We start from the raw sequence: 25,799 nt of genomic DNA, 5'->3' as shown, positions 1-25,799 counted from the left end.
GGAGTACGACCGAGGCCGACATCGACCGCTTCCTCGACGTCTGGACTGGGCTTGCTGCGCGCCGGCGGGCGGCATGATTGACCTCGACGGCCAGGCGACCACGCCGCTCGCGCCGGAGGCGCGCGCTGCCATGCTGCCCTTCCTTGAGGTGAATCATGCCAATCCGCACAGTGCCCACCGCGCTGGCCGGGCAGCGAAGGCCGCGTTGGAGGCTGCAAGGACGGAGATTGCCGCCGTCGTCGGAGCGCTGCCCGAAGCTGTGATCCTCACCTCCGGCGCGACGGAAGCAAACAACCTCGCGCTCAAGGGCTTCTTCGCTGCTTTCGCAGCGCCGCGCGGGCGGCTTCTCACCTTTGCCACTGAGCACAGCTGCGTGCTCGAGGCCGCGCGCGCTCTCAGCCGGCAGGGGGTCCCGGTGACGGTGCTCCCGGTCCTTGCCAATGGCATGCCCGATCTTGCCGCCTATGAAGCAGCGCTTGCACAAGGCGATGTCGCGCTGGTGTCGGCGATGCGGGTCAATAATGAGGTCGGTAGCATCTGGCCGATTGCCGAGATGGCACGCGCGGCCCAGGCGCATGGCGCACGCTTCCATTGCGACGCTGCGCAGGCGTTCGGCAAGGTCCCTTGCCACCTTGCCGAGGATCTGGGTGGCGCCGCGCTCGTCAGCATCTCCGCCCACAAGATCCATGGCCCCAAGGGGATCGGTGCGCTGCTGGCAGCCCCCGACATTGCGCTCGAGCCGCTGCTTCACGGCGGCGGTCAGGAGCGATTCCGCTCCGGCACCCAGAGCCCGGCGCTGGCTGCTGGCTTCGGCGCCGCCGCCCGGCTGGCGCGGGAAGGCAGGGATGCCCACGCCGACCACGCCCGGCGGCTGATGGACGTTGCTCTCACCTGCCTTGAGACCAGTGGTGCCCAGTTCGTCATCAACGGGCCGGATCCGAAGGGGCCCAACCGGATTGCAACCAACTTGAGCGTCACTTTCCCCGGTGTCGCTGTGACCCGCCTCATTGCCCGCCTGCCCGACATTCTCTTCTCCTCTGGCGCCGCCTGTTCCTCTGGCGCTGGCCGGCCAAGCCATGTGCTTGGTGCACTCGGCCTTTCGCGCACAGCCGTCGCCCAGACCGTCCGGCTGGGTTGGACTCGCATGTCGAGCGAGGTCGAGATTGCGCACGCCGTTTCCGCAGTTGCGAAGGAAGCTCGCGACATGCAGAGTAGAGCGGCATGATCCGGGTCCGCTTCCTTGGGGCCGATGGGCGGGTTGCGGCCGAAACCGAGGCCGCGCCAGGCACGCGCCTCCTTGCGCTTGCCCAGCAGCTCGGCCTGCCGCTTGAAGGCACTTGCGAAGGCGCCATGGCCTGCTCGACTTGCCATGTGATCGTCGCGCCGGCCGATTTCCCAAAACTCGGGCCGCTTTCGGTGCACGAGGAGGATATGCTCGATTTCACACCGCATGTGACCCCGACATCGCGGCTGTCGTGTCAGGTGGTGCTTGATGAAGCCGTCGGCATGCTCGAAGTGCGACTCCCTCCGGCCCATGCCGACATGCGGGGCATCTAGCGCCGCAACTGGACTGTCCAGTCGCAAGCGAGATCAGAAGGCGTGTCAATGTCGCGATGAACTCCAGGATCATCCACGGCGACATCCCGCACCGGGAGCATCGCCATCAGCACGCCTGCGCCGCGGTCGCCCTCGAGGGTCATGAGGCGTGGAAACAGTCGCCTTGAAAATCCGGCGGGATTGCCCGGCCGCCCGGCATGGACAGGTCTTGCAACATCGGCCCCTTCAGCCAGCGCCTGCGCCACGGCGCGGTAGGTTTGGGGCTGCACAAAAGGCATGTCGCCAAGCACGATGAGCGCTCCCGCCCAGGCGGCAGGCACAGCTGCGATTCCCGCCCGCAGCGAATGGGCAAGGCCAAGCGCATGGTCGGGTGCATCCACAATCGCCGAATTGCCCACAAGTGGCCGCAACAGGTCAGCGTAAGCACCGAGCACGACAAGCACCGGGATCCCGGCAGCTTCCAGGGCATCGAGCGTTGATTGAAGCACTGTCCCCGAGCCGAACGGCAAGGCGAGCTTCGCTGCCCCCATCCGGCGCGACAGGCCTGCTGCCAGCACGATCGCGCCGATGATCCTGTTCACCCGCTCCAGCCCCAGGGCACTGGCCGGCCAGAATCCTCGAGCAGCCCACCTACCCCCATGGCCGCAATGAGGTCGGAGGTGACTTCAAGACCGGCTGCGAGCCGCTCGAGAACGAGATCGAGCCCGTTACGTTTGGGGCTGCGCGCACAGCCGGGAAGCCCGACCACGTGCATCCGGCCCACTCGGCCAAGGACGAGCAGATTGCCGGGATCAACTGGCATGCCAACGCGCAACACGGTGCCTCCCGCGCGCGCGATTGCAGCCGGAATGATGTCGCGGCGATCGGCGGTTGCTGTGGCGCCGGCCACGAGGGCGAGATCAGCTTTGCACTGCGCCAGCGCGTCTGCAAGCGGCTCCACAGCGTGCACAACGCAAGCGCCAACGGCAAACGCCATCCCCAGCCGCTCGAGCCGATCGCGCGTGACCATCTCCGTCTTGGCCGCAGTTTTTCTGGCTGCCGCTGCGGCCAAGTCGCGCACGGTCGGGATCAGGATCGCCTGCTGGCCTTGCAAAAAGGGCTGCACGCGAAGTTGCGAAAGTCTCGCCCTGGCCTCCAATACCACTGCCTTCTCAAGAGCATAGGGGATGATCTTGACAGTCGAGATGAGGTCTCCAGCGTGAACCGGTGTAAATGGGGGGCGCGTTGCAATCCCGATCCCCTCGGAGAGCTGGTTGGCAGCCTGAAGCCGCTCCGGGTCGAACAGGAGGAGGCCGCTCGCGCGAGCACGCAGATGGACTCGGCCGTGCACGGGGGCTTCCGCTTCAATTCCCTCGCCAGCGAGCGCCGCACCGATTGCGGCGGCCGCCTCGGCCTCGGGCATGTCCTCGGGACCTGCCCGCGCCACCCAAAGTGTTTTGAAACCTGCAGCGCGGGCAGCAGCAACGAGCCCCGAGTCGACCAGCCGCCCCTTTTCGATCCGTCGCCCGCTGAGCATGATCGCGTGCGCAAGCACTGCGCCTTCGGCGTCTTGCAGAGGAACTTCCCCAAACTGCACTGGTCAGCTGCGGGCGCGAAACGCCTGCACCATCTCGGCTGCGATCGAAAGCGCGATCTCGGCCGGATTGGCAGCGCCAATCGGAAGGCCTGCCGGCCCGCGAATCCGGTCGAGCGTGCTTGCCGCAAAGCCGCGCGCGGCTAGCCGTTCGCAGCGGGCAGCATGGGTTTTGCGCGAGCCAAGCGCTGCGATATAGAATGCCTCGCTCTGAAGGGCCGCCTCGAGCGCTGGGTCGTCGAGCTTGGGATCATGGGTGAGCGTGACGACCGCGGAGGCGGCATCCGGCTTCCAGTCTGCCATCGCTTCATCGGGCCAGCGGCTGTCCACTTCGAGCCCGGCAAAGCGCGGGCCGGCAGCAAAAGTCCCGCGCGGATCGACCACTGAGACTGCATAGCCAAGCGCTTGGGCCATCGGCACCAGCGCTTGGGCGATGTGGACTGCTCCAGTCAGCAACAGCCGAAGCGGCGGGTCATAGCGGTGCACGAAATCTCCAGCCTCGCCTTCCCGGGTGCGGCCAGTCGAAAGGTCGGTTGCAAGGCTGAGCGCGCGCCCCTTGGCCCGGGCAGCAGCGATTCGCTCGAGAAGGGCGGGCGGGAAGGCCTCATCATCGAGCGCCTGCACCAGCACTTCGATTTCGCCGCCGCAGGCAAGGCCCACCTCCCAGGCCGTCGCATTCGCAACGCCGAAGCGCAAGCGTCGAAAGCCGCCAGTCTCTGCCAGCATCTGGCCAGTTGCAATCACCTCGCCTTCCACGCAGCCGCCCGAGACCGAGCCTTCGAACAGGCCGTCGGCGCGCACCAGCATATGGCTCCCCACCCGGCGCGGAGCCGAACCCCAAGTGCGCGTGACCGTTGCAATTGCTGCCCGCGCCCCGGCTGCTCGCCAGTCCCGCGCCGTGGCGATGAGGTGGGCAAGCTCGTCCACGTGCTAGCCGAGCAGAAACAGAAGCAGAAGGACGATGGCTGCCACCAGCAGCAGTGACCAGACAAGCGGGGGAACCCCCCGGCCGGCGGGCTCTGGAACTGCCGGCGCGGCTGCAGGCGCCTGCGGGGGCGTTTCCCCCATAATCTGCGGTTCCTCGACGATCCTCTTGAAATTCTGAAAGAAAGTATCGGCATAGCCTTTGGCTGCCCCCTCCACCAAGCGGGTGCCGAGCTGGGCGAGCTTGCCCCCCACCTGTGAGCGCGCAGTGTAGGATAGGAGTGTTCCGCCATCTTCTGCGTCATCGAGGCGGACTTCGGCCGAGCCCTTGGCGAACCCGGCCACGCCGCCCTTGCCTTCGCCGACCAGGACATAGCGATTGGGCGGATCAAGGTCGGTCAGGCTGACGGTGCCGCTGAAGCGGGCCCGCACGGGACCGACTTTCGCATCAAGGCTGCCCTTGAACCGGTTCTCGCCGTCTGTCTCCAGCGACTCGACACCATCGATGCACTGGGCAAGCACGGCAGGATCATTGAGCGCTTCCCAGACCTTCGCCTTGGGAGCGGCAATCCGTGCCTTGCCCTCGAATTCCATGCGCCTGTTCCTGTCCCTGCACTTCAGCTAGTAGCGGCACGATGCTATTCCCCGCCCGAACCGCCTTGGCAAGCGCTGGCCGCGCGCTGATCGCGGGCCTGCTTCTCATCCTTCCAGCCCTTCCCGCAGCCGCGCGGGAGCCCGTGCTCGAAGGGCCGGCAGCGCCCAATGCCGGCCTGCCCCGCATCGCGCTCGAGGTCGAGACCGCGCGGGGCCGTCACAGCTACCGAGTCGAAGTCGCAGCGACTCCCGCAGCGCAGCAGACCGGCATGATGTTCCGCACGAAGGTTCCACCCGGAACCGGCATGCTCTTCCCGTTCGACCCGCCGCGACCAGCTGCCTTCTGGATGCACAACACCTTCGTCGCCCTTGACATCATCTTCATCGGCGCTGACGGGCGAGTGCGCAACATCGCTGCCAATGCAACGCCCATGTCGCTCGAGCTTCGCCATTCCGATGGCCCGGTTGCGGCCGTCCTCGAGCTGGCTGGCGGCGAGGCGGCCCGCATCGGGCTCAAGCCTGGTGACCGGGTGCGCTGGGATTCCGGGGCCGAGCGCGCCCGGCTTGGCGGCCGGGCTTCAGGCGGCTAGGGGAAGGCGGTGTCGCTCTTGTCGAAACTTCTGACCTGGTGGAATGGCCCCACGCTTGCCACGGCCATGTTCACGCGGTCGCATGGCCGTGAGGTCGGCCGCGATGGCCTCGGCAACATCTATTACGAGACTGCCGATGGCAGCCGGCGCTGGGTGATCTACCCGGGCGAGAATGATTCGAGCCGCGTGCCGCCGGAGTGGCATCTGTGGCTGCACCGCAGTCGGCAGGTGCCCCCCACCGAGGTGCCTCTGCCGGCCCGCCCGTGGGAGCGGCCGTGGCGGCCCAACCCGACTGGCACGCCGCTTGCCGAACGGCCGCCAGGCGCGCTCGAGTCGGGCGGCCGGCGCGCGCGTGCAACCGCCGACTACCGGCCCTGGACTCCGGAGGCCTGATCTGGCTCTTCTTCGCGCGCATCTCGCTGAGGCCCTGGCTGGCCTTGTCGTGGTGCTCCTTGCCGGCTGGTTCCTCATGTTCGCTTGGAACCGGAGCGGCGGCGGGGTTGGAGACAGCTATGAGCTCATCGCCCGCTTTCCCAATGTCGCTGGCGTAAGCGTTGGAACCGAAGTCCGGGTCTCGGGCCTCAAGGTTGGTCGAGTCGTCGCCCAGGAGCTTGATCCTGACACCTGGCAGGCCGTGGTGCGCTTGGCCATCGACCGCAAGGTGTCGCTCCCGGCCGACAGTGCTGCCGCAATCACAAGCGAAGGCCTGCTCGGCGGCACCTTCATTGCGCTGATGCCAGGCGGGGATAGCGAACGGCTCATGCCAGGGGACGAGATCACCGACACACAGGGCGCAACCGATCTCATGGGTCTGGTCGGCTCGGTCATCAATCGCACGGGCAGCGCTTCTGCGGACAGTCGGCCGAACTCGGCCGGCAATTGAGGCGCGCGCGGATGCCTCACCCAGGTGCGACTGGTGCCCGCCTGATGCCCAGGCTGGCCACCTTCGTCTGGCTTGGCGTCGCTGCGCCGCTGTTTGCAGAGACTCCACCCGGTCCGGCCGGGCCCGGCCGCACCGCCACCATTGCCATTCTCGACAAGCGCAGCGGTGACGTGACCGAATTCACGCTGCTCCCCGGCCAGACTTTCAGACTCGGCCAGATCTCGGGCGTCTTGCGCGGCTGCGACCGCACACCACCCCACGAGCGGCGCGAAACCGCTGCCTATCTTGAGATTTCAAGCATCCCGCGCCGCGGCGCCACGGGTTCCGCAGCTCGACCCAGGCGCCTGTTTTCTGGCTGGATGTTTGCCGAGTCCCCATCGCTCAATCCCTTTGCCCACCCGGCCTATGATGTCTGGCTCAAGACCTGCACGATTCCAGCACCTGTGACGCCAGCCGCACGGGTCCCGGCGGGCCCCAAGGCCGTCCAGTCCGCTCCGCGGGCGAGCGATTCGGCAAGAAGGGAAAGATAGCGGGCCCGCTTCACTTCAATCGCGCCGAACCGGGACAAGTGCGGAGTCCAGAACTGGGTATCGAGCAGCGTGAAGCCGCCCAGCCGCAACCGGGCAATCAAGTGGGCGAGTGCCGCCTTGCTGGCGTCCGTGCGGCGGCTGAACATGCTCTCGCCAAAGAAGGCTGCACCAATCCGCACGCCATAGAGCCCGCCAACCAGCTCGCCGTCCGCATCCCAAGTCTCGATCGAGTGGGCATGGCCTTCATGGTGCAGCCGGATATAGGCGTCTTCGATCGAATGGTTGATCCAGCTCTGCTCCCGGCCTTCCGCCGGCTCGGCGCAGGCCATGATGACTCGCTCAAAGGCAACATCGGCGCTGTGGTGGAAGGTCTCGCGCTTTAGCGTCCTCGCCAAGGAGCGGGAGAGATGAAACCGATCGAGCGGGATGAGGCCACGCCGGCGCGGCTCGACCCAGAAGACGTCGGGCGAATCCCTCGTGTCGGCCATGGGGAAAAGTCCGGCCGCATAGGCCCGAAGCAGGAGCGCCGTTTCCAGTCGCCGGAATGGCCGCGTCATGCCACACCCGGCAGAATTCGTCGTCTCCGGTCCGGACTGGCCTTGCCGTCGCTTCGATCCTTGCGATCGTCCACGTCTTTGGACATGCATCCCTCGCGCGTGCTCGATGCTGCGCCCGCTGGGAGGCGTTGTAAAGCATGGTGTGGCGCCCTGTTCACGGCGGCTTCACGCGCGGTTGGCGAGCGGCCGGCGGCGTGGCACAAAAACCTCGACATCTTGCAAGGCTTGGGACGGACAGCTGGAACCAGGTCATGACAACAGCGCGCATCCTCGGCATTGCGCTCGCCGGCCTCGGCGCCGGTGTGGCCCTCGCCTATGTTGCTTTTCCCGATGGGAAGCCCGTCCCCGGCCTGTCGCCTGCGCTCACGGCCCCGCCGCCCGAACCCTCCGCAAGGGAAGCCCGGGCACCGCGCTCGTCGAGCGAGATCAGCCTCAGCTTTGCGCCCGTCGCTCGGGCGGCGCAACCCGCCGTTGTCAACATCTTCACAGCCAAGGTGGTGCGCGAGCGCGCCCGCATGGGGCCATTCTTCGCGCTCTATGAAGGCCAGCCGCGCGTTGAGAATTCACTCGGGTCTGGCGTCATCATCGATTCGTCCGGCTACATCATCACGAACAACCATGTGATTGCAGGCGCCGACCAGATTATCGTCGCCCTTGCCGATCGCCGCGAATATCCAGCCCGGCTGTTGTTCGCCGATGCTCGGATGGATCTTGCCTTGCTCAAGGTCGAGCCTGGCGCCGAGCCACTTCCCACCCTCAAACTGGGCGACAGCGATCGTGCCGAAGTGGGCGATCTGGTGCTCGCCATCGGCAACCCGTTCGGAGTTGGCCAAACCGTCACGCAAGGGATCATCTCGGCTGTCGCCCGCTCCGGTCTCGGCATCTCCGACACCCAATTCTTCATCCAGACCGATGCCGCCATCAACCAGGGGAACAGCGGTGGCGCCCTTGTCAACCTCGATGGCGAGCTCATTGGGGTCAACACGGCGATCCTGACTGCAGGTCGCGAGGGCGGGTCGATCGGGCTTGGCTTCGCCATTCCAGCCAACATGGTCCGGGTCTTTCTGCGGGCGGCGGAAACCGGGCGGCTGGTGACTGCCTGGCTTGGCGCGGATGGCGAGGCCGTCACGCTTGAGACGGCGCGGGCCGCCGGCCTTGATCGGCCGCGGGGTGTGCTGATGACGGGTGTTACGCCTGGCTCGCCGGCCGCGCGCGCGGGCTTGCGGCCTGGTGACATCATCCTGTCGGTCGACGGCAAGGATGTCGCGGATCCGGCTGCGCTTCGCTACCGGATTGCAACCCTTGGTGTGAACCAGACCGTTCGAGTCGGAATCCTCCGGGATCGGCGCCCAACCGAAATCCGGCTCCAGCTCGTTGCTCCGCCCGAAGTGCCGCCGCGCCAGCTCACGCGGCTGCCGCAAGGGTCCATCCTTGCAGGCGTTGCCATTGCGAACCTTTCCCCGGCGCTCGCACAGGAACTCGGCGCCGGCTTGCCAGAGCGCGGCGTGGTGGTGGTGGAAGTCCCCGCAAACGCGCCCGCACGCGTGACCGGCTTTCCCCGCCCAGGCGATGTCCTCGAGGCTGTCAACGGCCAGCCAGTGGCCTCGGTCACCGATGTCGGGCGGCTGATCAGCAGCTCGCCCGCACAGACGCTGTTGCGCTTGAACCGCAGCGGCCAGCGCGCCGATTGCCTCTTTCAGGCCCCGGCGCGCTGGGGTTGCCGTGCTGCCTGACGCCGCATGGCGGGTGCAGCTCAGGCCAGCACTGTTGCTTTCTTGCGCCTGCGTGCTGCCACACCGATAAGTCCGAAGCCGGCAATCAGCATCGCCCAAGTCGCAGCCTCGGGAATCGCAGAAGTGATGACCCGGATATTGTCACCCGGGCTCGAAGCCGCCCAGTCATTGATGAAGAGCGTGTTGCCAACAAAGCTGGTGCCGGGAATGTCCCGCCTTTCGAGGCCACGAGCAGGTGGGCTGTTGTAGGTGATGGTCGGAAGCCCGAGCAGGCCATCGGTCGCAACCAGGCCTCTGGTCTGCCAGATGAGGCCGAGGATTGGCCGATCGAAGCTGACGGAGCCAACGAGGGTGCGGCTCCCCTTCGGATCGAACACCACGCCGTGGCTTGCAACCCGCGTGCCAGCCGCAATGGTGCCACCAAGGTCAGTCACCAGCGGCGCTGCCAGCAGCACATTCTGCTTCTCATTGAACGCAAACAAGGCATGGTTGTTCGACTGGTTGTTGTTGCCGACGGCAAAGGGCGGAGTGAGGAGGATGAAACTGCCAGGGTGGGCACTGCCGCCAGTGATGGCACCGCCAGTCACAGCAGCAGTCGCAGCGCTGGCCAAGCCAAGGGTACTGGCAGCAGCAAGAAGCAAGAGGGGTTTGCACATGAGTCCAACTCCTACAAGGCAAAGTTGCCGATGCCCTCGTTTTGCAAGAGCTGTGCCAAATGCGTCGGGCCAGCGTTCTCAAGCGAACTCAAAGAGTTGATGCAGCAACCATTTTCTCGCTCTGTCAAAAAACTTGACAGTTCAGCTTGAGATAAAGGTTAATATCTTCCCTCTCGCGCGTCAGTCGGTTGCGAATTCCATAATGATCTGATCGACTGCGAGACTGTCGCCAGGTCTTGCGTGCAGTTTTGCGACACGGGCGGGCTTTTCAGCCCGCAGGATATTCTCCATCTTCATTGCCTCGACAATCGCGAGCGGCTGGCCTGCTTCGACGCGGTCACCTTCCTCGACGGCGATCGACACGATGAGGCCTGGCATCGGGCACAGGAGATACCGTGAAAGATCGGGCGCAACCTTAGGGAGCATGTGGCGGGCAAGCTCGGCAGCACGCGGCGTCAGCAGCCGGAAACGGAATTGTCGCCCGGCATGGGTGATCCGGGTGCCGGATGCGCCGCGGTCGATCTGGACAGCAACTGGCACGCCATCGATTTCGGCCGTCATCACGTCAGAGACAGATCGGGGGAGGCGGACGGCCGTTACGAACTTGGCTCGGCCCTCGAGGGTCACTGCCACCCCTTCCGGTGTTGGAGCAATGGCGAGCGCATGCGGTTGTCCGTCGAGCTCAGCGACCCAGTGCCGGGGAGCATCGCTCATGCTGCCGTTCATCCGGTGGTCGACACTTGCAGCGGTCCGGGCGCGGGAGTCGGCATCGATGGCGGCAAGGACGAGCGCATGTTCCCGCGCCGCCTCGTCATCGGAAGCCCCGGCAAATCCGTCCGGATACTCCTCGGCGATGAAGGCGGTGGTCACGGTCTGCCCAGCGCGGAAGCGGGGATGCTGCATCAGGGCCAGGAGGAAATCGGCGTTGTGGCTGATGCCGCGCACGAGGAAGCGGTTGAGAGCTGCGATTTGCGCATCCGCAGCGGCAAGCCGGGTTGGCGCATGGGTGATGACCTTGGCGATCATCGGATCGTAGAACATCGAGATTTCGCTGCCCTCGACGACGCCCGAGTCGATGCGCAGGCCTTCCGCCGGCGGCGGCTCCGCATAGCGGGTCAGCCGCCCAGTCGAAGGCAGGAAGCCGCGATAGGGGTCTTCAGCGTAGAAGCGGGTTTCGATGGCGTGGCCATCAAGCCGGATATCCTCCTGGGAAAACGGCAATCTTTCACCGGCAGCAATTCGGATCATCCATTCGACGAGATCAAGGCCAGTCACGCACTCGGTCACTGGATGCTCGACCTGGAGGCGGGTGTTCATCTCCAGGAAGTAGAAGCTCCGGTCCGCGCCAGCGATGAACTCAACCGTGCCGGCCGAATGGTAGCCGACGGCGCGGGCAAGCTCGACCGCCTGCGCTCCCATCTCCGCCCGCATCTGCGGCGTAACAAAGGGGGAGGGCGATTCCTCGACGACCTTCTGGTGACGCCGCTGAATCGAGCAGTCGCGCTCGTTCAAGTGCAGGATCTGGCCGTAAGTGTCGCCCAGCACCTGGATCTCGATATGGCGCGGCTGTTCGACGAACTTCTCGATGAACACCCGGTCGTCGCCGAAGCTGGCGCTGGCCTCCCGGCGCACGGCATCAAAACCCTCGCGGACATCGGCTTCAGAAAAGGCGAGGCGCATCCCCTTGCCACCGCCCCCGGCTGACGCCTTCATCATGACCGGAAAGCCGATCTCGCAGGCGATGGCAATGGCATGGTCGGTATCGGCGATCTCACCAACGAAGCCGGGCACGACATTCACGCCCGCGCGCTTCGCCAGCTTCTTTGATTCGATCTTGTCGCCCATGGCGGCAATGGCAGCTGCCGGCGGGCCGATGAAAGCGATGCCAGCCTCCGCAAGCGCTTTTGCAAACCATTCCCGCTCGGAAAGAAAGCCATAGCCGGGATGCACGGCCTCAGCGCCGGTCTTGCGGCAGGCCTCAATAATCTTCTCGCCCAGAAGATAGGATTGCGCGGCCGGTGGCGGTCCGAGGTGGACAGCCTCGTCGGCCATCTCGACATGCAGCGCGGCTGCATCGGCGTCGGAATAGACGGCAACCGTTTGGATGCCCATGCGCCGGGCGGTCCGAATGACCCGGCAGGCGATTTCGCCACGATTGGCGATCAGGATTTTTGAGAATGGCTTGGATGGCACCCGCAACTCCCCTTGGGCGCCGCCTGTGAAAGGCTGGAGGTGGCCCCGTCAAGGCCTCCTGCACAATGCCAACTGCGCCGTCGTCCGCTCTCGGAAGCTTCTGTCCCGCCCCCGAGGCCCAGCGGCAGCTCAGGCCTTCTCCATCGTGCACTGCAGCGGATGCTGATGCTGCTTGGCGAAGTCCATCACCTGCGTCACCTTGGTCTCGGCCACCTCATAGGTGAAGATCCCGCACACGCCGACCCCCTTCTGGTGAACATGGAGCATGACTCGTGTCGCATCCTCAAGACTCATCCGGAAGAACCGCTGGAGGACATGGACGACGAACTCCATGGGCGTGTAATCATCGTTCAGCATCAGCACCTTGTAGAGCGATGGCTTGCGCGTCTTGGGGCGCGTGCGGGTGACCACGCCAGTCCCGGTGCCAAGACCGTCATCATCCTGGTTCGGATCGTTCACCATGGCGACTGCGGAATTTACCGGAGAAGGGCCAGCTTCCGCAACCCCGGCGCGCGCCCACCGGGCCGCGCTGCGGCGTCGGCGCAAAGGCCAGGTGCCCCGCTTTGGGCTTGCGCTGCATCCCGTGCCACTCCATGTGAGAGGGCCTGAAGCGGGCTTCGCGGGAAGCGGCTGGTGCCTTCGCATGCGACACGCATGCGGCCCATTACGACCATGGAGAGACACGCTTGATGAGTTTCGGGCCTTCCCGCTGGTTTTCGCGCCTGCTTTTCTCTGTCGCCTTGCTTGCGCTTGGGGCCTGCTCGCTGCTTGGGGACAGTGGTGTCCCCGGCAGCTCAGGGGCAGAAGTGTCGGAGCGCAGCGGCCGTCCGACAGCTGGTCGCACGCGCGGGCCCGGCAGGCCAGAAGGCGCAGCGCGAGCCCCTTCGGTGGTCGTCGATGAAGTCAGAACCATGCGGCTCGTCGACCGGATCGAGGCGGTCGGGACGGCCTATGCGAACGAGCAGGCCAACCTCACCTCGACGGTGACCGAGCGGATTGCGCGCGTCAATTTCGCCGATGGTGCCTTCGTGCCGAAGGGCGCCGTCATCGCCGAGCTGGTGCGTTCAGAACAAGGCGCCCAGCTGGCCCAGTTCGAGGCGCGTCTGCGCGAGGCGGAAGCCCAGCTCGAGCGGCTTCTGGCACTGCAGAAACAGGGTTTTGCGACTCGCGCCCAGATCGAGACTGCGCAAACGCAAGTCGATGTTGCCCGCGGTCAGGTTGCCGCTGCTGGCTCGCAGATCGGCGACAGGGTCATCCGGGCGCCATTTGCTGGCTGGCTGTCGCTGCGTCGAGTCTCGCCTGGCGTGGTGGTAAACGCGGGCACGACGATCGCGACAATCGTCGATTACGCAAGGATCAAGCTTGACTTCCCAGTCCCGGAGACCTTCCTTTCAACCATTCGGCCAGGCGATCCCATCGTCGCTTCTGCGGCGGCCTTCCCCGGCCAGACCTTCGCTGGCACCATCAACACCATTGATCCCTTGGTGGATCCGGTGACGCGCGCAGCGACAGTTCGTGCCATCATCCCCAACAGGAACCTGCGGTTGCGCCCAGGCATGCTGATGACCGTCGAAGTGGAAGCGGCCCCGCGCATTGCCCCCGTTGTCCCCGACCTGGCGCTGGTGGGGCAGGGTGCGCGCAATTTCGTCTATCTCCTTGCGGAGGACAACAGCGTCCAGCGCACAGAAGTTCAGACCGGCGTTCGGCGCGACGGCCAAGTGGAAATTCGCGAAGGACTCTCCCCCGGCCAGAGGATTGTCGTTGAAGGAACCGTCAAGGTCCGCGACGGCATGGTGGTCCAGCCAGTGGCAAGCAGCCGTCCCGGCGAGCCGCCGGCTCCCGAGAAAGCGGCATGATCCTCTCCGACATCTCGGTAAAGCGGCCAGTCTTTGCTGCCGTGCTCAGCCTTGTCATCGTCCTGGCCGGGGTCATCTCCTATTTCCGGCTGCCAGTGCGGGATCTGCCGGCAATCGAACCCCCGATCATTTCGATCGATACCAGCTATCGCGGGGCCAACGCCGAAGTCGTTGAGAACCGCATCACGCAGATCATCGAGGATCGCATCTCGGGGATCGAGGGTGTCGAGTCGATCACGTCGCGTTCCCGCGATGGCCGGTCGGAAATCAGTATCGAATTTGCAGCCCGCCGCGATCTTGATGCGGCTGCCAACGATGTCCGCGATCGGGTTGCCGGCATTCTCGACAACCTCCCGCAGGAAGCCGACCCGCCCGAAGTCAACAAGGTGGACGTGGATGCCCAGCCGATCATGTGGCTGAACCTCATCCATCCCGGCTGGACGATGATGCAGATCGCCGACTATGCCGACCGTGTGGTCGCTGACCGCTTCGCCTCGATTGACGGCGTGTCGCGAGTCCAGATCGGCGGTGATGCGCGGCCAGCCATGCGGATCTGGCTTTCGCGCCAGAAGCTCGCCGCCTTCGGTCTTACCACCCAAGATATCGAGCAGGCGCTGCGCCAGCAGAATGTCGAGCTTCCCGCCGGCCGGATCGAGGGCAAGGCGACCAATCTGACCGTCCGCGTCACCCGCCCGTTTTCAACTCCCGAGGAATTCCAGAGGCTGATCGTCCGCCGCGGCCAAGATGGCTATCTCTTGCGCCTGGGCGATGTCGCAAGAGTGAGCCTCGAGCCTGAAAACCGCTACGCGCTGTTCCGCTCCAATGGCGAAGCGGGAATCGGGCTCGGGATTGTCCGCCAGTCGGGAGCGAACACGCTCGCCGTTGCCAACGCGGTCAAGGCCGAAATGGCGGCAGTCCAGAAGATGCTCCCGCCCGGCATGGAAATGGCAGTCAGCTTCGACAGCTCGCTCTTCATTGACCGTGCGATCAAGAATGTCTGGGTGACGCTTGCGGAAGCAGCGGCACTCGTCGTCCTTGTCATCTTCCTCTTCCTCGGCAGTATCCGGGCAACGCTCATCCCGGCGATCACCGTCCCGATCTGCCTGATTGCGACCTTCGCTGTCCTCTATGCTCTTGGCTATTCGCTCAACCTCCTCACTCTCCTTGCCTTTGTGCTTGCAATCGGACTCGTGGTTGATGATGCCATCGTCGTTCTTGAGAACATCTACCACCGGATCGAGCACGGCGAGCCGCCTTTGGTTGCCGCCTTCCTTGGAGCGCGCCAGGTCGGGTTTGCAGTGGTTGCGACCACCATCGTCGTATGCGCTGTGTTCGTTCCGCTCTACTTCATCTCAGGCAACATTGGCGCACTGTTCCGCGAACTTGCCGGGGCCATGATCGGAGCAGTTGCCTTCTCCGGCTTTGTTGCACTCTCGCTCACGCCAATGCTGTGCTCAAAGCTGCTCCGGCCTGAAGCCGAGGGCGGCGAGCATAACGCCTTCAATCGCTGGTTTGACCGCCAGTTCGCGCGTCTTTCACGCTGCTACCGGCGCGCGGTCGAGGCTATCGTCGACCGGCCGCTCGTCATCGGCCTGGTGGCGCTGCTATTCGTTGGCGGCTGTCTTGCGCTTGCATCGCAGCTCAACAATGAGCTCGCGCCCGAGGAGGATCTTGGCAGCTTCCAGGTCAGCGTCTCGGCAGCCGAAGGCACCGGCTTTGAGACCATGGCAGGCTATATGCGCGACCTCCAGGACCAGATCCTGCCGCTGGTGGAGGAGGGCAAGCTGCGCCGGCTTCTCGTGCGCGCGCCAGGCGGCTGGGGCCAAAGTGAGGATTTTGCAAGCGGGGGCATGACGGGTTTCCTCCACCCCTGGGAGGAACGCGAATTTACCACCCGCGACGTCGTCAACGAAGTGCAAGCCATCGTGTCTGCCGATCCACGCGTGCGCGGCAATGTCACCACTGGCAACAGCTTCACGCGTGGGCGCGGCCGGCCGATCCAGTTCGTCATCGCTGGCTCGAGCTTTGCGGAGCTCGCCCGCGCCCGCGACGCAATCTTTGAGGCAGCTGCTGCCAACCCAGCGATTGTCGACCTCGATTCCGACTACAAGGAAACCAAGCCTCAGCTTCTGGTCGACATCGACACGACGCGCGCTGGTGACCTTGGCATTGCTGTTGCCGACATCGGTGCCACGCTCGAGACCATGATGGGCTCACGCCGGGTAACCACCTTTATCGACCGTGGCGAGGAATATTATGTCGTCCTCCAGGCTGAAGACGGCGATCGCGCAACACCAGACAATCTTTCCACCCTCTACGTCCGCTCCGGAACTTCGGGCCAGCTGGTGCCGCTCTCGAGCATCGTGACCCTTCGCGAAGAGGCCCGCGCAGGCGAGCTCGGCCGCTTCAACAAGCTGCGCGCAATTACCCTCCAGGGCAATCTCGCCCCCGGCGCCACGCTTGGCGAAGCACTCGACTTCCTCGAGGCGGAAGCCCGCAAGCACCCCGAGATCGCCGCCATCGGCTACAAGGGCGAGAGCCTGGCATTACGCCAGACGGGATCAAGCCTGGCGCTCATCCTTGGATTGACCATCATCCTGGTCTTCCTCGTGCTTGCGGCCCAATTTGAAAGCTGGATTCACCCCGCCGTCATCATCTTGACTGTCCCGCTCGCCGTCGGCGGTGGGCTCCTCGGGCTGACCTTGATGGGCGGCACGCTCAACCTCTACTCGCAAGTCGGCGTGGTGATGCTGGTTGGTCTTGCTGCCAAGAACGGCATCCTCATTGTCGAGTTTGCCAACCAGCTTCGCGATGCCGGCCAGGGCGTGCGCGACTCGATTCTGAACGCTGCCGAGCGCCGCCTGCGCCCCGTGCTCATGACCTCGATTGCAACGGTTGCAGGTGCTGTGCCACTCATGCTCGCGGAAGGCGCGGGTGCAGGCTCGAGGACGGCGATTGGGATCGTCATCGTCTGGGGGGTCAGCCTTGCCACCCTTTTGACCCTCTTTGTGGTGCCGGTCTTCTATGCGCTGCTTGCCCGCCGGACAAAGGCCGCCTCGGCCGTTGCGCGCGAGCTTGACGCCGGCCTTGCGGCCATAGGCCAGCCGGCCGAATGAGGCGAACGGCGCTTGCGCCGCATTTCCCTTAGTCTCGGTTTTCGGCTAGTTCTCCGCCATGCAGAAGGAAAACCGGCTGTTCGAGGACATGGCGCGGCTGCTCTCATCGCTTGCGGGAACCATGGCAGGCGCTGGGCGCGAGGCCGAGACTCGCATGCGCGAGCGGCTGCGGGAACTTGTTATTGGCACCGAGTCGGTCACTCGCGAGGAGCATGAAGCCTTGCGCGCGCTCGCAGCAGAGACTCGCGCCGAGCTTGAGAAGCTGAAACAGGAGGTCAGCGAACTGCGGGCTGCTGGCGCGCGCGCGCGCAAGCCAGCAAGCTGAACGAGGATTTCCACAGCTTTGTGGCAGGGCCAAGGAGGCACAAGCTTGCACCGGCCTGGCAGAGGCCGCAAGATATCGAGGCCTTACATCAATTGGGGGTACCAGAGGTTGATTGTGAACCCTCTTGAGGAGCTGCACGGGGCAGCACCGCCGATCGAGATACTCGAGCAGTATTTCGAAAGCCACAATTGGTCGTTCGAGCGAGACGGCGACGAGGAGATTGTGGCCGCCGTCAAGGGCAGCTGGTCAGACTATGAGTTGCGCGCGCTTTGGCGCGAGGAGGAGCGCGTGCTGCAGTTCATTGCCCAAACCGGCATCAGCGTGCCTCGCGACCGGACGGATCCTGCCATGCGCGCGACGCTGTTCGAACTTCTTGGCCTCATCAACGAACAGCTTTGGATCGGCCACTTCGAATGGTGGTCGGCAGATGGCGCAGTTCTGTTCCGTCACGCGGTGCTTCTTGATTCTGAGGAATCGCTCGCGATGGAACAAGCGCGCGGGCTCGTTGAGGCTGCAATCGATTCCTGCGAGCGCTACTACCCCGTGCTGCAGTTCGCGATCTGGGGCGGCAAATCGCCTGAGGAGGCGCTTCGAGCTGCCCTCGTCGAGACATTCGGCGAAGCCTGACCGAGGCTGGAAAGCCAGCGCAGCTGGCATAGGCAAAGGGCATGGCTGGTAGAGAAATTGTGCATAGCAATATCACCATGCATTTTGCAACCCCCTGTGATAGATAGCGTATTCCTCCAGCGGCTGGGCCGGCGTGCTGCTTTGCACAAGGAATTGGGGGGAGAATCTGCGTGATGCTCAAATTTGCGCTTGACCAAATTTGAGCGCCACTTTAAAGCGCAGCTCAGTTGTTTTGAGTGCGACTCGACTCGGCGCTCTCGAAGCATCGCCGGTGGTCCCGCCGGTCCCACCCTTCGCGGCTCGCTTGCGAGTCGCGCCACTGAGGAGAGATGACATGCGCTTGACCGAACTCGCCATTGCCGCCGCCCTTGGGTTCGCTGCTGTCCCGGCGATCGCCAATCCAAGCCCTTCTGAAATCTGCGCTGTCGCACCCGGTGCGCTTCGCACCCTTGCTGCCACGGCCGAAGGTGCCACCCAGCGCCGGGCGCTTCGCGACATTCAGCTTGGCGAACAGCTTTGCGAAGCGCGCAACCGTCCGGAAGCAGCCCGCAAGTTCCGCGCTGCGGCAGCCGCCCTTGGCACGGATCTTCAGACCGCCATGGCCAACGTCACCAAGACAGCTGCGGTCCAGTAATCCCTCGGACAGGCCGTCCTCCCCTCCCCAAGGCCTGACCCACGGGCCGGTGGCGCTGTCACCGGCCCGTTTTCTTTTGCTGTGGCAAATGCCAAGGGCCGTGCCATGGATCCGCGCGTGCGTCTCGCCATTACCGAAGGAGTGGCCGTCCTCGCGCTCGACCGCCCGGCCAAAAAGAACGCCATCGACCAGGCGATGTGGGAAGCAATCCCGGAAGCTGTTGCGACCGCGGTTGCCGCACCCAGCGTGGGTGTCCTGCTTTTCACATCTTCTGTCCCCGGCATCTTCTGTGCCGGCGCCGATATCGGCGAGTTTGCAGCACGGGCGAGCGATGAGGGATGGTGGGCTGCAAACCGGCGCGCTATCCGCGCTGCGCAAAAGGCCCTGGTCGAGGCCCCGCTGCCGACGATCGCCGTTGTCGATGGCGACTGCGTCGGTGGTGGCTGCGGCCTTGCGCTTGCCTGCGACTTGCGGCTGGCAAGCCCCCGCAGCCGGTTTGGAATCACTCCGGCCCGGCTTGGCCTTGTCTACCCGCTCCACGACACTTGCCTCCTTGTCGATCTCGTCGGGCCAGCGCAGGCCAAGCGCATGCTCTACAGCGCCCGCCTGTTCACTGCTGCCGAGGCTTTCGCAATCGGCCTTGTGACCGAGCTCGCCGATGATCCGCTGGCGGCAGCGCATGCGCTTGCCGCCGACATGTTGAAGGTCTCAGGCGATAGCCAGCGCTGGACCAAGGCGATGATTGCCCGGATCCTTGCTGGCGTGCGTGACGACGACGCGCAGTCGGAAGCGCTGTTCGATGCCGCCCGCCATGGCCCGGATTTCGCCGAGGGCGTGGCAGCCTTTCTCGAGAAGCGGCCAGCGCGCTTTCGCCGATGACGGTCGCGCATCGGCTTGTCCCGGGCGAGCGGGCGGATCTCCTGTTCGTCTGCGATCATGCAAGCAACGCCGTGCCAGCAGGAATCGATCTCGGGATTCCGCCCGCCTTGCTTGCAGACCATATCGCCTGGGACATCGGCGCTGGGGCTCTTGCCGAAGCGCTTGCTGCCACAACCGGCGCCTGTGCCTGGCTTGGTGCCTGGAGCCGGCTGGTGGTCGACTGCAACCGCCCGCTCGAGGTTGCGATTCCTGAAGTCAGCGATGGCCACCGCATTCCCGGAAACCAGTGTCTCTCGCCGGCGGAGCGTCGCCAGCGCCACGCTCTGCACACTGCCTTCCACGCTGCTCTGGCCAAGTGGATCCTGCGCACGCGGCCCGCGCTCCTCGTCTCCGTCCACAGCTTCACGCCAAGGCTTGCAACCGATCCGGCGCCCAGGCCCTGGCCTCTTGCCGTGCTCTGGAACCGTGATGCCCGGGCGGCAGATCTCGCTCTGGCGGCACTGCGCGCTGACCCTGCCGTCGAGGGCCCGATCGGCGCCAACGAGCCTTATTCCGGCAAGGTCCTCAATTACACCATGGACCGCCACGCCGAAGCCAATGGCCTTGCCTATATCGGCCTCGAAGTCCGGCAGGACCTGCTTGCTGACGACGCGGGGATTGCCCGCTGGGCCGGCATTCTCAGCCAGACGGTGGAAACAGTAGCAAGGAGGCTTCGCCAGTGACTGGGAGGCTTCGCCAGTGACTGGCTGCCTCTGGCGCCTTTTTCTGCTTGCGCTTGGCCTTGCTCTCTTCTCGGTTTTCTGGGTTGCCGCCTATCGGGTGGTTGACCCACCAGTCACCTTCCTCATGGTCCGCGACTGGGTGCAGGGAGTCGATGTCAGCCGCACCGTCATGCCCTTGTCCTCGATCGCCCCCGCCCTTCCTCGCGCAGTGATTGCCGCTGAAGACAGCCGCTTCTGTTTGCATCGCGGCTTCGACTTGGAAGCGATTGAAGCGGCAATCGAGGCCAACCGCGACGGCAAGCGCCTCCGGGGTGCGTCCACCATCTCCCAGCAGGTGGCCAAGAACGCCTTTCTGTGGCCTGGCCGAACCTATGTTCGCAAAGCGTTCGAGGCCTGGTTTGCCTTCTGGCTCGAGCAGCTCTGGCCCAAGGCGCGCGTGATGGAAGTCTACCTCAACCTCGCCGAATGGGGTCGGGGCATCTATGGCGCCGAGGCGGCGTCCCGCCATTATTTCGGCAAGCCTGCTGCGCGCCTCACTCGCGTTGAAGCTGCGCGCCTCGCCGCCATCCTGCCCGCACCCGTCCGGCGCGATGCGGCACGTCCTGGGCCCGCCACGGCGCGCTATGCCCAAACCATCAGGAAGCGCATGCGCGTCATCGAGAGCAACCGGCTTGACTCTTGCTTGCTGCGCTGACGGTGGCTCAGGCTGTCCAGCCGCCGTCGATTACCAGCTCCGAGCCGGTCATGTAGCGGCTGTCGTCGCTTGCGAGGAATGCGATGCCGCGGGCGACATCCTCAGGCTGGCCGGCATAGCCAAGCGGGGCGCCTGCGGCTGCAATCACGTCGGGTGACAGGGCATTGGCGCCAGTGTGGGCTTCCGCTGTCTGCGCCAGACTGAGTCCGCCCTGGTCAATCCGAGTCCAGATCGGGGTGTCGATGATTCCGGGGTGCACGCTGTTCACCCGGATTCCGTCCCTTGCCATGGCGCATTCCTTGGCAAGCGCCTTGGTAAAGAGGCGCACCCCACCCTTGGTCGCGCAATAGCCGGCAAGCCCCGCTGCCCCCTCAAGTCCTGCCACGCTCGAGACATTGATGATGGAGCCGCCGCGGCCGCCGGCACGCATGGCGGGAATGACATGTTTGCAGCCGAGGAACACGCCAGTCAGGTTGATTGCGACCTGCCGGTTCCAGGCCTCGAGGGTCATTTCGGTCACCAGCGTTCCTAAGCCGATCCCCGCATTGTTGACGAGGATGTCGAGCCGGCCGTGGGATGCCATCGTGTCGGCCACCACTTCGGCCCAGCGGTCTTCGTCGGCCACATCCTGGACGAGAAAGCGGGCGTGGCCTCCGCTGGCAATGATACGCCCGTGCGTCTCCTCGCCACCCCCAACATCGATGTCGGTTGCAACAATGAGGGCGCCTTCGGCTGCCAGCACTTCTGCCGTTGCCCGGCCGATGCCGCTTGCTGCACCCGTGACAATCGCGACACGCCCGGTCAGTCGTTTCATGCCCTTCCTCCTGCCCCGCTCTTGCCTGTGATCGCAGGTGCAGGGAAGGGCTTAGCCGCGCCCGGCTGCCAGCCGCTTGACCGTGTAGGAGAGGACCAGCACCCCCTCCTGGTTCATGACCTTGACCTCCTGGGTCACGATGGCGCGGTTGTTCTTCGACGTCGGCCGGATGTCGGCGATCTCGACCGTTGCCCAGATACTGTCCCCCACCCGGACTGGCGCATGGGCGCGGGTGTGGATCTCAAGCAGTGCGAGGCCGACGCCCTGGATGAGTGTCTGGAACAACATTCCCTCGATGAGACACTGGGTGAGTGCTGCTGGCACCAGCCGGCCGGGGATGGCAGCCCCCGGGTAGGCGGCATCGATGAAGATGGCTTCCGTCATGCCAGTGACACCGATGAAGCTGATGAGATCAGCTTCCGTGATGGTGCGCCTGAGCGTCCGCCCAACAAGGCCTGGCGCAAGATCCTGCCAATAGGGGCCTTGCCCCAGCACAGGCAGGGTCTCGAACTGGGCGCGCGCGGCAGCTGGATCATGGCTTTCGCTCATTCGACCTCCAGTGCCCGCCGCAGAAAGTCCACAGCCGTTCCCGCGCGGTCGGATGCCCGCGCTTCCCCGAGCAAGCAGTGCCAATGGCCTTCGCTGCCGTGCGCCATGCGCGCTTCCTGCAGTCGCCGGGTAAAAAGGCCAAGATCATATTCTGCCGTCATCCCAATCGCACCATGGGCCTGGTGGGCGATCGCCTGCACGGCGCGTGCTGCCTCAGAAGCTCGCGCCTTTGCAACTGCGGCTGGAAGACGTGCGAAAACCTCCCCTGCGAAGGCAAGGCTCGCTGCACTGCGGGCTGCGATCACTTCCTCGGCAAGCTGCGCCATTGCCTGCTGGATGGCCTGAAAGCCGGCGAGTGCTCGCCCGAACTGCTGGCGGGTGGTGACATGCGCAAGGGTGAGCTCGGCTACGGCCTCGACCAGGCCGGCGATCCGGGCTGCGCCAAGGGCCGCTGCCGTTGCTGCAAGATCGATGCCGGCAATCCGGCCGGAGACTGCGCCGGCCTCGATCCGCGTCGCCCCCCCCGTCCCCCAGGGGTCGTCGCCAGCTGCCAGCATTTCCACAAGGGCTGCCCCGTCTGCATCTTCAACCAGCGCATGCGTGGCAAGGCGGGCCATGGGGTGGAGCGGGGAGGGCGGAGCAGGCAAGATCCAGGCCGCAGCGGGCACCTCGAATGCCGCCCGGGCCAAAAGCCCGCGCGCCACCGCCGTCTCGGCGAAGGGCAGGGGGCAGGCCCGCCGCCCGGCCGCAACCGCAAGCGGGAACAGCTCGGCAAGTGGCAGGCCCGCACCCCCGGCCTCCTCCGGCACGAGGAGATCGAGGAATCCAGAGGCTGCAAGCTCGGCTGCAAGCGCAGCAGGAAAGGTGCCCGCTTCGGCGCTTCGCACCACCTGAGGTGAGCAATGGGTTTCAAGCAGCCTCTCGAAGGCCGCAAGAAGCATCATCTGAGCCCGAGCCCGCGCGCGATCATGCCGCGCAGGATTTCGCGCGTGCCGCCGCGGATGGAGAAGACCGCCGACAGCTGGTGGAGGAAAGCAAGAGTCGCCATCAGCTCCTGCTCGGCCTCGCCCGGGCCGACGAGGTCGGCGATATCGGCAGGGATGGCCTGCTCGGCTGCCGTGCCAAGATCCTTCAGCAAGGCCGCCCCGACGATGGGCGAACACCCGGCGTGAAGCCGCGCCGTCAAGGCAATCGACATGGCGCGAAGAGTGGCAAGGTTGGCAAGATGCCGGCCAAGCGCTGCCACCGCGCGTGCATCCGGCGCGGCTTTAAGATGGCGGGTCCACAAGTCGAGAAGGGCGAGCGAAGAATAGATTCGCTCCGGCCCAGAGCGCTCGAAGGCGAGCTCGGCATTCACTTGCGCCCAGCCTTGCCCTTCCTCACCCACCAGTGCATCCGCCGGCAGGAACACATCCTCAAACCGGGTCTCGGAGAATTCGCTCTCGCCATAGGAAAGGCGGATGGGCTTTGTCGTCACACCCGGTGCCTTCAAGTCGACGAGGAACTGTGAGAGCCCCTTGTGCCGGTCCTCCGGGCTGCCAGAGGTGCGCACCAGCGCAATCATCATGTCGGAGCGATGGCCCCAGGTGGTCCAGACCTTGCCGCCGTTGAGGCGCCAGCCGTTGCCGTCGCGCACGGCGCGCGTCCGAACTGAGGCGAGATCAGAGCCGGAGCCTGGCTCTGACATGCCGATGCAGAAGAAGGTCTCGGAGCGGCAAATGGCCGGGATCCAGCGCTGGCGCTGCTCTTCGGTTCCGAACTTGAGAAGGAGCGGCGCCGACTGCCGGTCCCCGATCCAGTGGGCGGCGCAGGGCGCGCCACTGGCCAGCAGCTCCTCCACCAGCACGAAGCGATGGAAATAGTCCTTGCCAGCACCGCCATAGCGCTCAGGAAGGGTCAGGCCCACCCAGCCGCGGGCGGCAAGCGCGCGGCTGAAGTCCGCGTCCCAGCCGGTCCAGGTCTTGGCGCGGTCGCGTGGGCGCAAGTTGACGAGAGCATCGTCAAGAAAGGCGCGCACCTGCGTGCGAAAGTCGCGCGTATGTTCGGGCAGCGCCGCGGGGGTGAAATCGGCAGCAAGTTCGGCGAGCGCCATCTTGCACCTCTTGCCGCGCTTGGCGTGCGCTGCAAGGCTTTTCGAGCGCGTCTGGATGCGGCAGGGACCCGCAGGGGAGGAGGCGATGGTGCTTGAAGCCTATGAGAGATTCCAGTTCCGCCGCGACGGCCGGGTGCTCACGGTGGCAATCGCTGCCCCCGGGGCAGTCAATGCGGTCGACGCGCGCCTCCATGCCGAGCTTGCGACCCTTTTCACTGATCTCCAGCATGACTCGCACTCGGATCTCATCATCCTGACTGGCGAGGGGAAGGCCTTCTGTGCCGGCGGTGACTATGCCTGGTTCGAGGAACAGATCCGCAATCCCAAGAGCTTCCGCGCTATCGCCTATGAAGCCCGGCGGATCGTGACGTCCCTCCTTGATCTTGAGAAACCGATCATCTGCCGCTTGAACGGGCCTGCGGCAGGTCTTGGTGCCACCATCGCCCTTTTGTGCGACATCATCATCGCAGACGAACGCGCCGTCATCGGGGACCCGCATGTGAAAGTCGGGCTTGTCGCTGGTGACGGCGGGGCAATCATCTGGCCCCAGCTCATCGGCTTTGCCCGCGCCAAGGAATATCTCCTGACTGGCGATCTGCTCACGGCAAGCGAGGCTGCGCGAATCGGCCTTATCAACCATGCCGTCCCCGCAGCAGAGCTCGACTCGAAGGTGGCGGAGGTAGCAGCCAAGGTCCTCGGCAACCCGCGCTGGGCCGTGCGCTGGACGAAGACGGTTGCCAACCAGCCGCTCAAGGCGCTTGCTGCGCAGATGATGGACTCAAGCCTTGCCCATGAGCTTCTGTCGAACATGGCCGCCGATCGCGCCGAAGCAGTTAGAGCAATGCGTGAGAAGCGCGCCCCGAGGCTGACCGGCGAATGAACGCGGGCGCCACGGCTCCGGCCAGCTGGTTCGACGAACCAGACCATATCCTGGCGATCCGCGACCAGATCCGCCGCTTCCTTGCCCGCCATGCTCCACCCGAAGCGCGGGCCCGCTGGGATCGTGCGCGGTGCTGGCCACGCGATGTCTATGCAAAGTTCAACCAGCTTGGCTTCACGGCATTGGCCGTGCCCGAGGCCTATGGAGGTGCAGGTCAGGATCTGGTCGCGGCAATCGCCGTCATCGAGGAGCTGTCGCGCGCTGGCCCCTTCCTTGCCGGCCCCTATATTCACACGGCCTTCTACGGCGGCATGAACCTCGCCGAGAACGGCTCGGCGGAGCAGAAGGCCGAATGGCTCCCGAAGCTCGCCCGCGGCGAAGCCTTCTTCGCCTACGGTCTCTCCGAGCCCGATGTTGGCGGGGACCTTGCCAGTGTGACGACAAGGGCTGAACGCCATGGGGACAGGATTGTGGTCCATGGCGCCAAGCGCTGGTGCACCGGGGCAGACTGGGCGGATGCAATCTACTGCCTGGTCCGCTCCGGCCCGGCCGATGCGCGCTATCGCAATCTCTCCTTCCTCTTGATTCCACCCAGGACGCCCGGTGTCAGCATGCAGCCGATCGGCCATGTCAACTTGCGCTACACCGAAAGCCAGGACGTCTTCTTCGACCATGTGCAGCTGCCGGTCTCGGCCATCGTCGGCGGCGAGGCGATGTGGAACCGGGGCTGGGAACAGCTTGCCGGGCGTGCACTCGATGTTGAGAAGCTTGAGATCTCGGCAGTTGCCTATGGCATGGCCATGGCCGCGCTCGACGAAGCC

The 25,799-nt window shown here is 65.1% G+C and carries 28 protein-coding genes and 1 pseudogene; 17 read left to right on the top strand and 12 right to left on the bottom strand.

The genetic code is table 11. The features are described 5' to 3' along the window. The first annotated feature begins 73 nt into the window (after positions 1 to 73). Together ACWIQA_RS02170 and ACWIQA_RS02165 are read left to right on the top strand one after the other, a co-directional pair. Complete coding sequence (locus ACWIQA_RS02170) at positions 74 to 1,225, top strand: cysteine desulfurase family protein (protein ID WP_448581424.1); 1,152 nt, start codon at positions 74 to 76, stop codon at positions 1,223 to 1,225. After that, a complete protein-coding gene (locus ACWIQA_RS02165; protein ID WP_448581423.1) occupies positions 1,222 to 1,557 on the top strand; it encodes a 2Fe-2S iron-sulfur cluster-binding protein in 336 nt (111 codons plus the stop codon). Before ACWIQA_RS02170 ends, ACWIQA_RS02165 begins: the two co-directional genes overlap by 4 nt. Here the strand turns inward: ACWIQA_RS02165 and ACWIQA_RS02160 are convergent. From ACWIQA_RS02160 to ACWIQA_RS02145, 4 genes are all read right to left on the bottom strand, one after another. Next, entirely contained in the window at positions 1,554 to 2,138 is a 585-nt protein-coding gene (locus ACWIQA_RS02160; protein ID WP_448581422.1) for a nucleotidyltransferase family protein, read from the bottom strand. The genes ACWIQA_RS02165 and ACWIQA_RS02160 overlap by 4 nt on opposite strands. Next, the gene (locus ACWIQA_RS02155; protein WP_448581421.1) at positions 2,135 to 3,073 is read right to left on the bottom strand and encodes a hypothetical protein; all 939 of its coding nucleotides are present in this window, start codon (positions 3,071 to 3,073) and stop codon (positions 2,135 to 2,137) included. The genes ACWIQA_RS02160 and ACWIQA_RS02155 overlap by 4 nt, the downstream gene beginning before the upstream one ends. A 63-nt stretch (positions 3,074 to 3,136) precedes the next feature. Further along, a complete protein-coding gene (locus ACWIQA_RS02150) occupies positions 3,137 to 4,057 on the bottom strand; it encodes an XdhC family protein (protein ID WP_448581420.1) in 921 nt (306 codons plus the stop codon). Positions 4,058 to 4,060: 3 nt separating this feature from the next. After that, complete coding sequence (locus ACWIQA_RS02145; RefSeq protein WP_448581419.1) at positions 4,061 to 4,648, bottom strand: CoxG family protein; 588 nt, start codon at positions 4,646 to 4,648, stop codon at positions 4,061 to 4,063. Positions 4,649 to 4,713: 65 nt separating this feature from the next. Here ACWIQA_RS02145 and ACWIQA_RS02140 point away from each other — a divergent pair, with 65 nt between their 5' ends. From ACWIQA_RS02140 to ACWIQA_RS02125, 4 genes and pseudogenes are all read left to right on the top strand, one after another. Then, entirely contained in the window at positions 4,714 to 5,238 is a 525-nt protein-coding gene (locus tag ACWIQA_RS02140; RefSeq protein ID WP_448581418.1) for a DUF192 domain-containing protein, read from the top strand. Positions 5,239 to 5,247: 9 nt separating this feature from the next. Further along, on the top strand, positions 5,248 to 5,631 hold the full coding sequence (locus ACWIQA_RS02135; protein WP_448581417.1) for an NADH:ubiquinone oxidoreductase subunit NDUFA12: 384 nt from the start codon (positions 5,248 to 5,250) through the stop codon (positions 5,629 to 5,631). Positions 5,632 to 5,680: 49 nt separating this feature from the next. Further along, complete coding sequence (gene mlaD, locus ACWIQA_RS02130) at positions 5,681 to 6,121, top strand: outer membrane lipid asymmetry maintenance protein MlaD (RefSeq protein WP_448581416.1); 441 nt, start codon at positions 5,681 to 5,683, stop codon at positions 6,119 to 6,121. 11 nt (positions 6,122 to 6,132) lie between these two features. After that, positions 6,133 to 6,489, top strand: a pseudogene (locus ACWIQA_RS02125) (DUF2155 domain-containing protein); the annotation flags it as partial. Positions 6,490 to 6,524: 35 nt separating this feature from the next. Here ACWIQA_RS02125 and aat read toward each other — a convergent pair. Next, positions 6,525 to 7,208, bottom strand: a complete 684-nt coding sequence (gene aat / locus ACWIQA_RS02120; protein WP_448581415.1) for a leucyl/phenylalanyl-tRNA--protein transferase — start codon at positions 7,206 to 7,208, stop codon at positions 6,525 to 6,527. A gap of 251 nt (positions 7,209 to 7,459) precedes the next feature. Here aat and ACWIQA_RS02115 point away from each other — a divergent pair, with 251 nt between their 5' ends. Beyond that, on the top strand, positions 7,460 to 8,941 hold the full coding sequence (locus tag ACWIQA_RS02115; protein WP_448581414.1) for a trypsin-like peptidase domain-containing protein: 1,482 nt from the start codon (positions 7,460 to 7,462) through the stop codon (positions 8,939 to 8,941). 20 nt (positions 8,942 to 8,961) lie between these two features. On the opposite strand, the gene ACWIQA_RS02110 is transcribed toward ACWIQA_RS02115, so the two are convergent. The 3 genes from ACWIQA_RS02110 to clpS form a co-directional block, all read right to left on the bottom strand. Next, the gene (locus tag ACWIQA_RS02110; RefSeq protein WP_448581413.1) at positions 8,962 to 9,597 is read right to left on the bottom strand and encodes a PEPxxWA-CTERM sorting domain-containing protein; all 636 of its coding nucleotides are present in this window, start codon (positions 9,595 to 9,597) and stop codon (positions 8,962 to 8,964) included. A gap of 180 nt (positions 9,598 to 9,777) precedes the next feature. Next, positions 9,778 to 11,790 carry an acetyl-CoA carboxylase biotin carboxylase subunit gene (locus ACWIQA_RS02105; protein WP_448581412.1) on the bottom strand — a complete coding sequence of 671 codons (2,013 nt, stop codon included), beginning with the start codon at positions 11,788 to 11,790 and terminating at the stop codon, positions 9,778 to 9,780. Positions 11,791 to 11,919: 129 nt separating this feature from the next. After that, complete coding sequence (clpS, locus tag ACWIQA_RS02100; RefSeq protein WP_448581411.1) at positions 11,920 to 12,252, bottom strand: ATP-dependent Clp protease adapter ClpS; 333 nt, start codon at positions 12,250 to 12,252, stop codon at positions 11,920 to 11,922. 344 nt (positions 12,253 to 12,596) lie between these two features. On the opposite strand from clpS, the gene ACWIQA_RS02095 reads away from it, so the two are divergent. From ACWIQA_RS02095 to mtgA, 8 genes are all read left to right on the top strand, one after another. After that, positions 12,597 to 13,646, top strand: coding sequence for an efflux RND transporter periplasmic adaptor subunit (locus tag ACWIQA_RS02095; RefSeq protein WP_448581410.1), 1,050 nt, complete (start codon positions 12,597 to 12,599; stop codon positions 13,644 to 13,646). Then, positions 13,643 to 16,762: an efflux RND transporter permease subunit gene (locus tag ACWIQA_RS02090; RefSeq protein ID WP_448581409.1), complete on the top strand. Its 3,120-nt coding sequence runs from the start codon at positions 13,643 to 13,645 to the stop codon at positions 16,760 to 16,762. The genes ACWIQA_RS02095 and ACWIQA_RS02090 overlap by 4 nt, the downstream gene beginning before the upstream one ends. A gap of 58 nt (positions 16,763 to 16,820) precedes the next feature. After that, positions 16,821 to 17,087, top strand: a complete 267-nt coding sequence (locus ACWIQA_RS02085; RefSeq protein ID WP_448581408.1) for an accessory factor UbiK family protein — start codon at positions 16,821 to 16,823, stop codon at positions 17,085 to 17,087. 108 nt (positions 17,088 to 17,195) lie between these two features. Further along, a complete protein-coding gene (locus ACWIQA_RS02080) occupies positions 17,196 to 17,714 on the top strand; it encodes a YbjN domain-containing protein (RefSeq protein ID WP_448581407.1) in 519 nt (172 codons plus the stop codon). 334 nt (positions 17,715 to 18,048) lie between these two features. Further along, entirely contained in the window at positions 18,049 to 18,348 is a 300-nt protein-coding gene (locus ACWIQA_RS02075) for a hypothetical protein (RefSeq protein ID WP_448581406.1), read from the top strand. 105 nt (positions 18,349 to 18,453) lie between these two features. Continuing rightward, positions 18,454 to 19,227, top strand: a complete 774-nt coding sequence (locus tag ACWIQA_RS02070) for an enoyl-CoA hydratase/isomerase family protein (protein WP_448581405.1) — start codon at positions 18,454 to 18,456, stop codon at positions 19,225 to 19,227. Further along, positions 19,224 to 19,949, top strand: coding sequence for an N-formylglutamate amidohydrolase (locus ACWIQA_RS02065; protein ID WP_448581404.1), 726 nt, complete (start codon positions 19,224 to 19,226; stop codon positions 19,947 to 19,949). Before ACWIQA_RS02070 ends, ACWIQA_RS02065 begins: the two co-directional genes overlap by 4 nt. 16 nt (positions 19,950 to 19,965) lie before the next feature. Beyond that, positions 19,966 to 20,643 (top strand): monofunctional biosynthetic peptidoglycan transglycosylase, encoded by a 678-nt coding sequence (gene mtgA / locus ACWIQA_RS02060; protein WP_448581403.1) that lies wholly within the window; start codon positions 19,966 to 19,968, stop codon positions 20,641 to 20,643. Between the two features lie 7 nt (positions 20,644 to 20,650). On the opposite strand, the gene ACWIQA_RS02055 is transcribed toward mtgA, so the two are convergent. The 4 genes from ACWIQA_RS02055 to ACWIQA_RS02040 are packed head-to-tail and all read right to left on the bottom strand — an operon-like array spanning position 20,651 to position 24,098. Next, a complete protein-coding gene (locus ACWIQA_RS02055; protein ID WP_448581402.1) occupies positions 20,651 to 21,457 on the bottom strand; it encodes an SDR family NAD(P)-dependent oxidoreductase in 807 nt (268 codons plus the stop codon). A 51-nt stretch (positions 21,458 to 21,508) separates the two neighbouring features. Further along, positions 21,509 to 22,006, bottom strand: coding sequence for a MaoC family dehydratase (locus ACWIQA_RS02050; protein ID WP_448581401.1), 498 nt, complete (start codon positions 22,004 to 22,006; stop codon positions 21,509 to 21,511). Then, positions 22,003 to 22,950, bottom strand: coding sequence for an acyl-CoA dehydrogenase family protein (locus ACWIQA_RS02045; RefSeq protein ID WP_448581400.1), 948 nt, complete (start codon positions 22,948 to 22,950; stop codon positions 22,003 to 22,005). The genes ACWIQA_RS02050 and ACWIQA_RS02045 overlap by 4 nt, the downstream gene beginning before the upstream one ends. After that, on the bottom strand, positions 22,947 to 24,098 hold the full coding sequence (locus ACWIQA_RS02040) for an acyl-CoA dehydrogenase family protein (protein WP_448581399.1): 1,152 nt from the start codon (positions 24,096 to 24,098) through the stop codon (positions 22,947 to 22,949). Before ACWIQA_RS02040 ends, ACWIQA_RS02045 begins: the two co-directional genes overlap by 4 nt. 55 nt (positions 24,099 to 24,153) lie before the next feature. Here ACWIQA_RS02040 and ACWIQA_RS02035 point away from each other — a divergent pair, with 55 nt between their 5' ends. Continuing rightward, the gene (locus tag ACWIQA_RS02035; RefSeq protein ID WP_448581398.1) at positions 24,154 to 24,978 is read left to right on the top strand and encodes an enoyl-CoA hydratase/isomerase family protein; all 825 of its coding nucleotides are present in this window, start codon (positions 24,154 to 24,156) and stop codon (positions 24,976 to 24,978) included. Then, the coding region (locus ACWIQA_RS02030; protein ID WP_448581397.1) for an acyl-CoA dehydrogenase family protein at positions 24,975 to 25,799 on the top strand (825 nt) is incomplete at its 3' end. The genes ACWIQA_RS02035 and ACWIQA_RS02030, both read left to right, overlap by 4 nt.

The organism is Thermaurantiacus sp. (assembly GCF_053487655.1).
This window is presented reverse-complemented; position numbering and strand designations above follow the sequence as displayed.